This is a genomic window from Nereida sp. NH-UV-3, assembly GCF_042939535.1.
GTDB classification, from domain to species: Bacteria; Pseudomonadota; Alphaproteobacteria; order Rhodobacterales; family Rhodobacteraceae; genus Nereida; species Nereida ignava.
Genome location: NZ_CP132157.1, coordinates 1,939,715 through 1,953,134, shown reverse-complemented (window position 1 = coordinate 1,953,134; position 13,420 = coordinate 1,939,715). Strand labels below are relative to the sequence as shown.

Genomic DNA, 13,420 nt, shown 5'->3' with positions numbered 1-13,420 from the left:
TCCTTACTTTTGCGCGGCACCCACGGCTTTTCGCCGTGAGCACACATAGAACCTTAAGGAGAAGCATAGCGCACCACCCCCAAAGAAACATCCGCAAAAACGGCATTATAGCCGCGCAATCAGAAGTCAGAACCTCAAAGAGACGCATAAAAGCACCCCGCGCAATGGCGGAGTGCCAAGAAGCTAGGCTTTGCGTGCACCGAACAATGTGCGCGCCTCAAAGCCCTTCAACTGTGTCCGCGCAGACATGAACGCACCTGCACCTGTCACTTCCAATTCAGGTAAAAGCATATCGAGTTCTGCGCGCTGCTCACTTGGCATGCCATTCATCGAATAATCACCCGGCTGGAAGCTTTCCGACCATACACCATCTGCCAGAACAACCTCGTGGCGCTCAAACATAAAGTGCACATAGGTCAGGCTGGACGTGGCCATTTGCGCCACACCGTCAATGGCAGTCATGTGCTTGGCCGCAACAAGTGCCTCACTCTCGTGCAAGTACATTTGCAGCTTGGGATCCGTCACCAGCATCCGGTGGTTAGGCGACACCATCATGTCACGTTCAGGCACCCCTTCACCAAGCGAATTTGCCTTGATCAAGATCGGTTGGATCTTCGGGCTTGCCGCCAGCTCTTGTGCCGTCAAAGCCCGTTGACCGGTCCATGCGATTGGCTGGAAACCATTGTCCCGCGTAAGGATCAGATCATCTTGGGTCAGTGTTTCAACCGGTTTCTGACCCTGAGCTGTGGCAACCAGAGTACCGGGCGTAAAGCACATAATGTTCTCAATCTCTGAGAATGTGATTGTGCCCGTGACAGAACCGCCAGGTGCGTCAAGCAACTGAATGACACCACTTTCGCTTTCGCCAGTAGCAGGATCAAATGTAGGATCAGCCGCATCATAAAGGACGTTAAACGGCGTATCAGGACCAACTTCGATGGTATCGTCGTCCGTGCCGCCTTCGCCGCCGGTAATGACATCACCACTTGAAAGCCCCGAGAACGTATCCGCGTCGTCGCCGCCCGATAGCGTGTCTGCACCACCACCACCGATCAGCGTATCATCGCCGCCACCAGCTTCGGCATTAACACCGCCAGACGTCACCGCAGATGCGTCGATCACATCGTCTTGGTCCGTGGTGATGATGTTTTCGATTTCGAAGAACGTGGCAACATCGCCAGTGGTATCATCCGTAACAGTGCCAGCTTCACTAGCACTGAAATCAACATTTACGCCGCTTGTGGTCAGGCCAGATGCATCGAGAGCATCCCCGTTGGTTTGATTGAAACCCCCGGCAGTGATAGTGTCGTTGCCAAAGCTATCGCTAAGCAAAATCAGATCGTCGCCAAGGCCAGTCTCGATCAGATCAGCGCCAGCGCCGCCATCGATAACGTCTGCACCACTACCAGTCTCGATAGAGTCATCACCTGAGCCGCCTGTAATTGTTGTATCCGCGAACATCGATATTAGGCCCTGATCCGCCTCACTCGCCGATGCATCGATTGTGACGTCACCTACGGTTTGCGCATTAATGACTTCGATTTCACTGAATGTCGCAGCATTATCACCGTTAGAAGTTGTGAATGTGCCCTGTTCATCACCATCAAAGATAAATGTGACGCCCTTGCCCGTATTAGAAAAATTTGACAGGCCCAAAGTGTCTCCGGCGATCTCACCCGCGACTGCACTCGGAATTTCAGCACCTTCCCCACCGACAATTGTGTGACTCCCGATTGCACCGTAGGAATCCGCATCTACAATGAAAAATCGGTCATTTCCGTCACCACCATCAAGTACATCGCTCCCTCCGGATGTAGCGAAAAGATCATTACCAGCTTCGCCAAAATACGTGTCGCTTCGCGCATCACCACTAACAGTCGTGTTCCGATCAGAGCCATCACCACCAAAGAATGTGTAACTGCCGCCTAAAGTATTTGAACCGACAACATCGTTCCCATCTCCACCAAAGTAAGTGTCATCGCCACCTTGGTGAACAAAACGATCATTACCAGCCTCACCAAAAGCAGTATCGTTGCCCTGCCCTGCGAAAATAGTGTCATCACCAGCACCCGCTTCGATGATGTCGTCATTAGAGCCAACATTTCCGACCACAGCGTCGTTGTTGTCGACAAGATCCCCGTCTGGATCACCAGTATATGTCGCAAATACATTGCTACCAAAGGTTAACGGCCCAGCAACAATCACATCATCGCCATCCGTACCGCTCACCGTACCATCGGGAACCGGTGGGATCCCGATAGCGATAAGCTCATCGACATCATCGACCAAGTCAGGTGTGACGCCAGTAAGGGTTACGCTTTCGCCGTTCGGGAAAGTGAGGATTGCATCGCCAGTACCGTCACCGTTGGTGTCGGTTACGACCACGTCATCTGTCGTGACCGGATCGCCGTCAGCATTGGTCAATCCAGTTACATCAAATGTATCATTTGACGTCAGAGAGCCATCAGGATTAACCGTCGGGGTCTCGAAGCCGGACAAGACGTCATCGCCGAAATCATCCGTCAGAACGACAACATCATTATCCTCATCTGCGGCACCAAGCTCGATCATGTCATCTCCGTCACCGCCGGTGATCGTGTCAGCACCATCTCCTGCATCAACATTGATACCCACAGTGGCCGCAAATGCGTCAATGATATCGTCTTGGTCCGTGGTGGTGATGTTTTCAATGTTAACAAACGTAGCGACATCGCCAGTTGTGTTATCAGTGAGCGTACCGTCTTCATCAGCAGTCAGGTTGACGGTGACGCCGCCCGCGGTGATGCCAGACGCATCAAGCGTATCACCCGCCGTTTCAGCAACTTCACCACCGTCGATCGTGTCATCACCAAAATCATCTGTCAGTTGAATGACCGTATCAAGAGCAAAGCCATCGATAACATCATCACCCTGACCACCATCGACAGTCGTCTCGCCAATGGTACGGATTGTATCGTTCCCTGAGCCGCCCGTAACCGTAGCACCGACCAAAGCGCTCACTTCAAGGTTCTGATCGACGTCACTTTGTGAGGCGTCAATCACCACATTAGAGCCGCTCACAGCGATACCTTCGATCTCGGCAAAGTCGGTGGTTGATGTGCCCACTGTCGAGGAAATTTGACCGGACTCGTCACCATCAAAAATGACACTTAGGGTTTCTCCTGCGCCACCATCTGTGACCGACATGGTATCCCCATCGGTTTCGCCGTCAGCCCCACCATCGATTACATCTGTATCACCGTCGGCTAGAATTCCTCCAACGTTTAGATTGAATTGATCATCGCCATCACCGCCGAAGAACGCATCATCACCGGCACCGCCTCGGAATGTATCATCTCCCGCGCCGCCAGACGCGGTGTCATCACCGACGCCCGCATCAATAACGTCATTGCCCTCGCCACCGAAGATGGTGTCTGACCCTTCGCCAGAGCGAACAGTATCATCACCAGCGCCCGCATCGATGATATCATCATTCGAGCCTACGTTGCCGAGAACTGCGTCGTTGCTATCAACCTGGTCGCCTTCGGGATCACCGGTGTAATCAGCGTCGATCAGATCATCACCACTGGTGCCCGAAACCGTGCCATCAGGGGCTGGCGTAAAGAGAACCGTTTCAATGTTGGTGAATGTCAGTGTTCCCGTAACAACGCCGCCGGTTGCGACGAAAGTGACGGTGCCAGCCTCAGGATTATTAGGGTCATAAGTGACAATCGCCGGACCTGCGCCGCGCACATCAAGGGTGTCATTGTCGTCGCCAGCCTCGCCGCCATCGACCACATCACCAGGCCCCGCGATGATTGTGTCGCGGTCCGCGCCACCCTCAAGTGTGTCATTGCCAGCGCCACCAACGAGGGTGTCATCACCCGCATCCCCCGACAGCACATCATCGCCGTCGCCACCGTCGATATTATCATCACCCTCACCACCAGAAACGCTGTCATCACCAGCACCCGCATCAACTGTGTCGTCGCCGCCCAGCGCAGAAATCACGTCATCGTTCGGGGAGGCATTTGGATCAATCGCGTCTTGTCCGTCGACGATATCACCTTCGGGATCATCAGCGTAATCCGTATCAATTACGTCATCGCCAGCGGTACCTGTCACCGTGCCATCAAGCGCCGGCGCAGCTGTTGACCAAATCCGCACGTCATCAATGGCACCGTCAAAGTACTCGCCCAAGTTATCAGCAGCGTTGTCACCAGAATAAATCTGGCTCGCCCCGATTGTCCAAGGCTCGTTAAAGTTTGGCCCCATATCAAGGGTCAGTGCGTCCGTGATATCTTCACTGTATTCTGTGTTGTCGGTTAGGTTCTGAACGATCAAACGACCATCTTCGCCTTGGTCGTCCCACTGATAAAACACCCGAACGTCGTCACCGGTGGCAAAGAAGCCCGAACCCGTTTCGTAGAAAAAGTTCTGGCTATCCGTCTGGTGGCGCACAACAAGGTTGCCGCTTGAGGTGACGTTGATCGTCAGATGCCCACCGTCATCAAAATTGCCACTGTCACGTGAAATCAGCGTATCTGGCGATTGGCCAACATGGGCCGCCTGATTGAACGTCAGTGAGACAGCACCCTGACCAATCTGAAAATTCTCATCAGCCGCAATCAAGACAGCGTCATTAGTGCCATCAAGGTCAAGCGCGCCATCAAGTGTATTGGCGCTGCCAAGGTTCGTCCCTGTTTGTGCAACCCCGTCAAAATCAGTGGCGGTGTCAGTATATGTACGGCTTGCGATCGGATCTGAGAGATTGTTCTCCGTGAATAGATACTCTGCGATGATATCTGCATCCACGAGCGTCGTGATAGGATCAATGAGTTCCACTTCAGGCTCGGGCGGATTGGCCACATCATAAATAGCGACATAATCGATGGTGCCCGCAAAGAACTGATCTGTTACACCGTCGGAAGCTTCGCCCGCCGCAATAGTGAAGCTTTCGTCGTCATTATCGCCAATCGCCATCGTCAGGTTTTCTGTAGCGTCGGTCAGCTGCACTTCAGTGCCGTCTGTCAGATTTTCAACTTCAAAAATGACGCCTGTGGCTGCATCCCAAGAATACGTAACGCGCACGTCATCACCGGGTGCGAAAAAACCGGCAGCAGTTTTCAAGCTGATCTTTGCAGCGCTGTCTTCGTGGTCAACCGCAACACGACCATCTTCGGTCACACTAATTTCAAAGAAGCCTTCGGTCGCGCGGTCGTCATACTCGCCGCGATTTACGATTGTGTCTGGAGATGTGCCGATGTGCGTCGACTGGTTGAACTGCGCAACGATTGTGCCTGCGCTGAGATCGAAGGCATTATCTGACGATCCAGCCGTGTCGACCGTGAATGCGTCCCCGTCGCCGTCCGTAACCAAGGCCCCATTTGCGACCGTAGCGTTGGCGTCAAAATCACCTGCCTGCGCAATACCGTCAGAAAGTCCCGTGTCCGCTGCGGGGTCATTGCTATTGAACTCCCAAAGCCCAATAAGATTCTCGACAGCGGTTAAAAAAGAACGGGCCATGTGACACTCCAAACTCGTAACTGGACCTGTCAAAACGCAGACAGATCGAAAAACGCCCCAAAACGCACACTGGGGCAGTGTTATTCATACATTCTGTATTTACCAATAGAAGGGAAAAACGGTCAAAGAGTGCCGATTGTGTGTTGCCGTTACGTAATTGACGCGTTCAGCCACCAACTGTTGCGAGCGCGGAAACAGTTGGAGCGCATTACCGCCAGAATACTGCGCAATACGGACGCTTTCCGCCGCACTACTTAAAATTTGATTCGTATTGTCAAAAGTCCCAAAGCGAACCTTTTCACTTTGGGACAAAAGACAGTGTTTACGCAGGAAGCGAGCCGTCCAGAACATATCGAAGAATTTCGACAATCTGATCTGGTGTTTCCGTGACAGCAAGTGCCGCTGCATCCACTTCTTTGAGTGCGTGTTGGTGATCAGCGCCGTGCATGACGATCAAGGACTTGCCCAAAGCGGCGGCATAGCCCGCATCGAAAGCGGCGTTCCACTGTTTGTACTTTTCGCCAAAACGCACCACGACAATATCCGCATCTGCAATACCTTTGCGCGTTCGGATCGCGTTGAGTTTTGCCCCTTTGTTGTCGTGCCAAAACTTGTTGGGCTCATCGCCCATAATCGCAACACCGCAATCATCACTTGCCGCATGATCAGTAACAGGCGCAGAAAACTCAACGTCTAGGCCGCTGGCACCTGCGATGATCTGATCGCGCCAGTCTGTGTGAATTTCGCCCGATAGATAAACTTTCAGCATTATGATCTCCTTGTTCTGTGCTACATCCCCACACACAAGCTTATCCGCTGGCATGGGTACTTACGGCGACAGCTAATGCATGAGGGCCTGAGTGCAAGACCGCCTAAGAAATGGATATTCGTAGAACGGCAGCACCGGCGATAATCACCCCCGCCGAGATTATTTTCACGCGGGTCACACTTTCTTTCAAAACAATAGTGCCGATCAAAAGTGCAAACACAATGGATGTCTCACGCAGCGCGGTCACCAATGCAATCGGTGCTTGGGTGAACGCCCAAATGACGAGACCATAAGCAAGAAAGGACGCAGTGCCACCGCCAAGCCCCATAACCATTGCACTCCGATCCGAGCGCAAAACGGCAAAGGTTTTTGGACGGACAAAGGCAGTCCAACACGTAAACAGCACCGCATTTCCAAGCGCGGCCCAACTCCAAAACCCAAGCGGTGAACCAGCGACCCGCGCGCCGATACCGTCCACCAAGGAATATGCTGCAATGAAGCCACCGGTTCCAAGCGACAAAACAACACCGCGCAAATCCCGCGTGCCATCAATACGCTTAGCAAAGGCTAAAAACACCACCCCAGACGTGATGAGTAAAACGCCTGACACCTCGAACACTGTGAATGAAAGCCCCAATACTGCGACCGACACAACCGTCACAATTAACGGCGCACTGCCCCGCGCAATTGGATACACCAACGTCAGATCAGCAAGGCGATAAGCTGTGATTAGAAACTGCTGATACCCTAAATGCAGAAAGATACCGCCAATCATCCATGGCAGCGCTTCGGTATTGAACGGGGGTGCCAGCAAAATCATAACAATGCAGATTGGAACGTGCCCCAAAACAACGCCAAGCATTGCAGTGTGTTTGTCCGCACTACCCTTGATCAACGAGTTCCACGCCGCATGCAGACAAGCCGCGAAGACCACCGCGAGAAAAACTGAGGTCGTCATTTAAGGTATTCCAATGCGATAGCTGCGTGGCACCAGCCTATCTAAGCGCTGTGGTGTAAGGCAAACGATATATGCCTTTTCAAGCCGGTTTGGCTAACCCCGAGTTGGCTGCGGGCTTACCAAAAGTAGCAGGCCGAATACACACATCGTCCCGCCAGACACGCGCTGAAAACTGGGCAGTTTGTTTTGAGCAAAGGAGGCCGCGAACCGTCCCAAGGCCGCATAGGTAAAGATCGCCACAGCCTCAAGCATGATAAACGCGCCCCCAAGCACCAAGTAGCTCAGCCAATACGCGTCCATCGAAACGAACTGCGGAAAGAATGCTGCAAAAATTAAGATGGCTTTGGGATTGCTGCTTGCGACCAAGCCTTCAGTTTTGAAAGCCTCTTTGAGACTAATTTCAGTAGCTGAAAGACCGGCTGCATCAACCTTATTCGAACTACGCCAAAGGGATATTCCCAACCAAATCAGATAGATCGCACCAATCACCTTAACAACATTAAACACCACAGCAGACGTGGTTAAAATAACACCCAAGCCCAAAGCGCTAATGGCTATCATCGGTACAAAAACAAATAGGCGCCCGAAGGCAGCTTTTTGAGCGAAGACAATTCCAGACTTCGCTCCGTGGGTCATAGAGAGCAGATTGTTAGGCCCAAATGCCAAATTCAACGCCAAACACGCAGGGATAAAAATAAGCCAATCAATCATTTTCGGTGCCAATGTTTTTTAGTGTTCTGACAGTTTTCATAACGCTCGATATTTTGTGCGCAATAGTGGTGATCTTGCAGAAACTGACGGCCCACCGCGCCCATAAAACCCGGAATGGCGAACACAACACGTAGGGATCAGTTGGTAGCGATGGCACTTAAGGTCAGCATGTGCTGATGAAATCGCACACCTTGATGACGATCAGCTCGCGGCTCAAAAGCACCTACGCGCTTACTTAGTTGCGGAAAGCCGTTGGCCGGACCGAAGAACTTTCAAAAATTTACTCAGAAAGTACTTTGAATGGGGGCGTAGCCATATGTATGTATGGCGCAGACCAACACGCCGTTCGGGTTGATCTGGTATTGTTAAACCGAGTTTTGTTTTTATTTTGATGGCGCTTCCAAACTTGATCTTCCCTCCGCTGCACAAGCTCATTCAGGAGCGGCTTCAAAACCAACTCCGGATACCTATCGGCTATCACCTTGTAATGCCGGCGGGTAATCTGTGCAGACTATTTGGTAGCGCCGGAGGCCAGTATGGACGCTAACCAAGACACACCACAGCGTTCTCAAAAACTTATTGTCGGGCTGTGCACACATAATCGGCCAAAGGAACTCACTGAATGTTTGGCATCCATCGCCCGTCTGCACATACCAGAAGGCTTTAAATTGCACTGCGTTGTGGTGGAGAACGGGCCCACTGCAGAAATCGCTCACGTGACTAAGGCTGCAAATCTACCGTTCAGAATAACCCATAAGCTTGAAAGTCGAATGGGCGTGGTCCATGCGCGCAACCGGCTTTTTGATATTGCGGAACACGAAAACGCCGACTGGCTCGCAATGGTCGATGATGATGAGACCGTCGATGAAAATTGGCTGACTGAATTCGTCTCGGCCATGCACAGCCTTCCCGATGTACGCTTTTTCTGCGGACCCTACGTTATTCTGCCGTCGAACAGCCTCTCTGCTTGGCGGCAGCCACCTGGTACAGACAAACGCCCTTTGGGTAGTCCTACACCTTTTGCGAAAACTGGTAATTTTCTCATTCACAAACGTCTATTCGACACTTCTTTAGGCGGGTTCCGTTTTGATACCATTTTCAACCATAGCGGCGGCGAGGACTACGACATTTCACGTCGCATCATCGCATCTGGTGAAAAGCTGATATTCGTTCCGACAGCAAAAATTTACGAGCCAATTGCAGATGAGCGGTCAGGTTTTTGGTATGGCCTAAAGCGTGTGTGGCGGGACCAGCATGTTGTGCAAAAGCACCTCTACCTAAGACTTTCGTTTTCTCAGGCGATCAGTAAAGACATAGCCGAGCTGCTACAAATTATAGTACAGATAGCGTTCAAGCCAGTGTATTTGACGCGCAACATTATGTTCTGCAGGCTGAATTCTGCGCGTTACACTCTTTAGGACTTTTTCACTCTCATTGCTCGAATGTGGGCGATCATTGGATACCCGCTGAGCGGCGAGATCAAGGCTTACGGGAAGCCCTCAAAAAACTCATAGTTTGCGCCAAAGCCGTTGCATTTCAGTTCGCGTTCGCCTGCGGTTCTAACCGGTAGCGACTATCTTGCGGCAAACTCACGCCCTCAGTACAGCCACCTGTAAATCCTTCATAAAGCTCGAGCGTCCTATCTCAGCCAAACTAACGGCTTCAGGTTTGCATCCATATAAGTCGCATATATGCTGCAGCAGGTCCCTGCATCCCAATCAAAAGGCGCATTATTTTGCTCACTGACTATTCGCTTCGCTTTGATCATATCGCAGTATCAGCCCGCACCCTTGAAGAAGGTGCAGCACATGTACGCGAATGTCTTGGAATAGAGATGCCCTCAGGGGGCCAACACGCGGCAATGGGCACACACAATTTACTGATGTCACTTGGACCGGACACGTTTCTAGAAGTTATCGCCACAGATCCCAGTGCAAGCCCGATCCAGCGCGCCCGCTGGTTTAATCTTGATAATTTCTCTGGGCCCGCCCGATTAGGCACATGGATCATCAACTCGAACCACTTGATGCAAAGCTGTGCCGACCTCCCTGTTGAACTAGGTCCAGCGACAAAGATTACTCGGGACGCGCTATCATGGCAGATGGCTGTGCGCGATGATGGCTCCATGCCATTTGACGGTGCGTTCCCGATGCTTATGCAATGGCCCGATGGTCCACACCCTGCAGCGCGAATGACTGATCTTGGCTGTCGACTGGAACAGATGACTGTCGTGCATCCTAAAGCCACAGAAATTCAGCAGATGTTGCAAGGTCAGTTAGACATGGCCGGCATTAACTTTGAAACGGGTGATACAATGTCAATCAAAGCTGAAATTAAAACGCCCAACGGGATCAAGGTCCTTACGTAAACGCAAGTGGTGACAAAAGCTTTAGAGGTTCGCTGATCTCGCCCCTCATAAGGTTTGGCGGCTAAAGGCAGTAAAACCGCGCCTCCAATCTCTTCGGCTGCGAATTTGGCCATCATAAGACGTAAACAACGCATATTGATAAGTTCTAGCATACCAAAAACCGCCCAAAGAACAGAATAGGACCAGGATTCTCTGCGCCGCCACAGGTTCTTTTGCGACAAATCGAACAATTCACACCTGAATTATTACAAACCCTTCCACCGCGCTGAAACATATCGCGGTGGTGTAACATTTCTTGTGAGCGCCGTTTTCATAGGCATAACGCCCGCAGGGTCTGCGCACACAAGAGGCGATCACGGTAGCGTGATGTTCGTTTCCGCACAGATCACCTGCTCGTGACAGGCCTATCATAACCCCAAAACAACCCTCATATACAACTCATCCGAGACAGGCACTGACGCCTCACTCGACACTCACAGGGCAATATAGCCCAAACAAACCAACGCCTTAGACAAGGCACCGAAAGGAATTATTAGGAAACTCGCAACTGTATTCACAGCTATCGCAATCGCCGCTTCCGCAACTGCAGCAGCTGCTGACCAACTCGCCAAATCCGCAGGCGTCAGCGCCGGTGTTTACGCAGACACAACATTGGTTAACATCATTAACGCCCGCCAAAACCAAGACGTGGCACAGCTGAACTTCTTCTTGGGCCAAACTCTCGATAGCGCCCGTGTCTCAAGCCGCGGCACATCGATTGATTTCGCATCGCTGATCGAAAATGCAGAGCAGGACAACGACACAGCACAAGTCGCATCGCTGAAATCACTCGAAAACGGTGACAACGCGCAGGGCGGCGTGGACTACGCGTTCTTGATCGAAAATGCAGAGCAAGACAACGACACAGCGCGCGTCGCATCACTGAAGTCACTCGCTAACTTCTAAGCCCCGCGCAACCTCTAGGATACCTCCCGGTCCCCAAGAAGGGCGTCTCGCGAAAGCGGGGCGCTCTTTTTTGGTGAGGGGGGGGGTGATGGAGCTAACGCTCGTTAAAGTGGTCATAGATTGTTTGCGCCATCGCCTCGGATATTCCGTCGACCGATTTCAAATCCGCAAGCGCGGCACGGCCAACAGCCTTGGCCGAGCCAAAATGCATCAACAATGCCTTTTTGCGCCGCGCACCAACGCCCGGCACATCATCCAGAGGTGTCCCGCCGATCGCTTTTGATCGCTTTGCCCGGTGGGTACCGATGGCAAAACGGTGCGCCTCATCACGCATACGTTGAACAAAATAAAGCACAGGATCGTTGTGGCGCAGCGCCATTACCTGTTTACCCGTGCGGTGGAATTCTTCTTTGCCCGCGTCCCGATCAAGACCCTTGGCAACACCTATCATCGGGATATCACCAACACCCATTTCTTCCATAATTTCGCGTACGGCACTGACTTGCCCCGCCCCACCATCGATTAAAAGAAGATCAGGCCAGTCGCCTTTACTCTTGTCAGGATCCTCTTTCAGCAACCGCTTAAAGCGGCGGCGAAGAACCTCTTTCATCATGCCAAAGTCATCGCCGGGGGTCAGATCATCACCGCGTATGTTAAACTTGCGGTAACTGTTCTTCATGAACCCTTCAGGTCCCGCAACGATCATACCACCTACCGCATGTGCGCCCTGAATGTGAGAGTTGTCGTAGACCTCAATGCGTTGCGGCTGCTTGGGCAACTCGAATGCCTCAGCCAACCCTTTCAACAACTTCAGTTGGCTGGCACTTTCCGCCATTTTCCGCGCAAGGCTTTCACGAGCATTGCGTGCAGCTCCAGCCAAAAGTTCCATCTTCTCGCCGCGTTGCGGAACAATGATCTCGACACGGCGTTCTGCCTTTTGGCTAAGCGCCTCAACCACAAGGTCTTCACTCTCTACGGCGTGAGACAGGATCACTTGCTTCGGCGGTTGTTTATCGGCGTAGAATTGCCCGACGAAAGCCTCCATCACTTCCGTGTGCGAAACATCTGCAGCAAGACGCGGATAGTAGTCGCGATTGCCCCAGTTCTGATTGGCCCTGATGAAGAACACTTGAACACAAGCCTGTCCGCCTTCCATGTGCAGCGCGATCACATCTGCCTCTGACACGCCGCGCGGATTAATCCCTTGGGAGGTCTGTACTTGCGTCATGGCCCGCAACCGATCGCGCAGTGCTGCGGCGCGTTCAAACTCCATAGCCTCTGCCGCATCTGCCATATCTTTGGCCAGCTTTTCTTGAAGACCCGTCGTTTTACCCGACAAGAAACGCTCTGCGTCTTTGACGCTGGCGGCGTAATCCTGCTCTGAGATTTTGCCAACGCATGGCGCACTGCATCGCTTGATCTGGTAGTTCAAACACGGCCGAGTACGCCCCTCGAATTGACTGTCAGAACAATCACGCAGCAAAAACACACGCTGTAACTGATTCAATGTTCTGTTGACCGCCCCAGCACTCGCAAATGGCCCATAATAGGCACCCTTAGTTTTCTTAGCGCCGCGATGTTTGCAAATTTGCGGAAACTCATGATCTTTACTCACCAGAATATTTGGAAAGCTTTTGTCATCACGCAGCAGCACATTGTACTTAGGCTTAAGCTGTTTGATCAGATTTTGTTCGAGAAGCAGCGCCTCTGTTTCTGTCTGAGTAGTCAGAAACATCATCGAGCGCGTTTCAGAAATCATACGCGCAATACGTCCAGAATGCCCTGAGGGCCGCGCATAATTGCTCACACGATTTTTAAGATGGCGGGCCTTACCCACGTAAAGCACCCGATTTTGCTCATCAAGCATCCTGTACACACCGGGCGAGCCATCAAGCGTGCGCAGATAATCGTGGATCAATTCATGTCCAATGAGGGGGGCTGCGTCGGTCATAAGTCAGGGTCTGCGATTCTGTATGTGGCTGCAATTGTGAATGGCTGTGCGCAAGAGAGAATAGATCCACGGATGCTGTGGATAAGTCGGTGAGTAAGATATTAGATTATGCGATTTCACCAATGTTTTTAGACATTTCCTTGATTTGCACAAAAATTAAGCACGAATGTAACTTATTGAAATAGCTCGATATTTAATTTCAAAATGGCAAAT

Annotated in this window: 8 protein-coding genes; 3 read left to right on the top strand and 5 right to left on the bottom strand. The window is 51.8% G+C overall.

Translation table 11 applies throughout. The features are described 5' to 3' along the window. Positions 1 to 183: 183 nt before the first annotated feature. From NeNHUV3_RS09630 to NeNHUV3_RS09615, 4 genes are all read right to left on the bottom strand, one after another. Positions 184 to 5,505, bottom strand: coding sequence for a Hint domain-containing protein (locus NeNHUV3_RS09630; protein WP_391481104.1), 5,322 nt, complete (start codon positions 5,503 to 5,505; stop codon positions 184 to 186). A 322-nt stretch (positions 5,506 to 5,827) separates the two neighbouring features. Next, positions 5,828 to 6,274, bottom strand: a complete 447-nt coding sequence (locus NeNHUV3_RS09625) for a YtoQ family protein (protein WP_341245737.1) — start codon at positions 6,272 to 6,274, stop codon at positions 5,828 to 5,830. A gap of 103 nt (positions 6,275 to 6,377) precedes the next feature. Further along, positions 6,378 to 7,232 carry an EamA family transporter gene (locus NeNHUV3_RS09620; RefSeq protein WP_391481102.1) on the bottom strand — a complete coding sequence of 285 codons (855 nt, stop codon included), beginning with the start codon at positions 7,230 to 7,232 and terminating at the stop codon, positions 6,378 to 6,380. Positions 7,233 to 7,325: 93 nt separating this feature from the next. Beyond that, positions 7,326 to 7,943, bottom strand: coding sequence for a LysE family translocator (locus NeNHUV3_RS09615; protein ID WP_391481101.1), 618 nt, complete (start codon positions 7,941 to 7,943; stop codon positions 7,326 to 7,328). A gap of 536 nt (positions 7,944 to 8,479) precedes the next feature. On the opposite strand from NeNHUV3_RS09615, the gene NeNHUV3_RS09610 reads away from it, so the two are divergent. The 3 genes from NeNHUV3_RS09610 to NeNHUV3_RS09600 all read left to right on the top strand — a co-directional run bounded on the left by NeNHUV3_RS09610 (position 8,480) and on the right by NeNHUV3_RS09600 (position 11,256). Beyond that, complete coding sequence (locus NeNHUV3_RS09610) at positions 8,480 to 9,361, top strand: glycosyltransferase (protein ID WP_391481100.1); 882 nt, start codon at positions 8,480 to 8,482, stop codon at positions 9,359 to 9,361. A 317-nt stretch (positions 9,362 to 9,678) separates the two neighbouring features. Then, a complete protein-coding gene (locus tag NeNHUV3_RS09605) occupies positions 9,679 to 10,311 on the top strand; it encodes a VOC family protein (RefSeq protein WP_391481098.1) in 633 nt (210 codons plus the stop codon). A gap of 651 nt (positions 10,312 to 10,962) precedes the next feature. After that, positions 10,963 to 11,256, top strand: a complete 294-nt coding sequence (locus NeNHUV3_RS09600; protein WP_391480479.1) for a hypothetical protein — start codon at positions 10,963 to 10,965, stop codon at positions 11,254 to 11,256. Between the two features lie 94 nt (positions 11,257 to 11,350). On the opposite strand, the gene uvrC is transcribed toward NeNHUV3_RS09600, so the two are convergent. Then, positions 11,351 to 13,207 carry an excinuclease ABC subunit UvrC gene (uvrC, locus tag NeNHUV3_RS09595; RefSeq protein WP_391481096.1) on the bottom strand — a complete coding sequence of 619 codons (1,857 nt, stop codon included), beginning with the start codon at positions 13,205 to 13,207 and terminating at the stop codon, positions 11,351 to 11,353. Positions 13,208 to 13,420 lie beyond the last annotated feature (213 nt).

Excerpts from the sequence above, each read along its gene's own strand:
- NeNHUV3_RS09630 (WP_391481104.1), bottom strand. The coding sequence starts at position 5,505 with ATGGCCCGTTCTTTTTTAACCGCTGTCGAGAATCTTATTGGGCTTTGG.
- NeNHUV3_RS09625 (WP_341245737.1), bottom strand. The coding sequence starts at position 6,274 with ATGCTGAAAGTTTATCTATCGGGCGAAATTCACACAGACTGGCGCGAT.
- NeNHUV3_RS09620 (WP_391481102.1), bottom strand. The coding sequence starts at position 7,232 with ATGACGACCTCAGTTTTTCTCGCGGTGGTCTTCGCGGCTTGTCTGCAT.
- NeNHUV3_RS09615 (WP_391481101.1), bottom strand. The coding sequence starts at position 7,943 with ATGATTGATTGGCTTATTTTTATCCCTGCGTGTTTGGCGTTGAATTTG.
- NeNHUV3_RS09610 (WP_391481100.1), top strand. The coding sequence starts at position 8,480 with ATGGACGCTAACCAAGACACACCACAGCGTTCTCAAAAACTTATTGTC.
- uvrC (WP_391481096.1), bottom strand. The coding sequence starts at position 13,207 with ATGACCGACGCAGCCCCCCTCATTGGACATGAATTGATCCACGATTAT.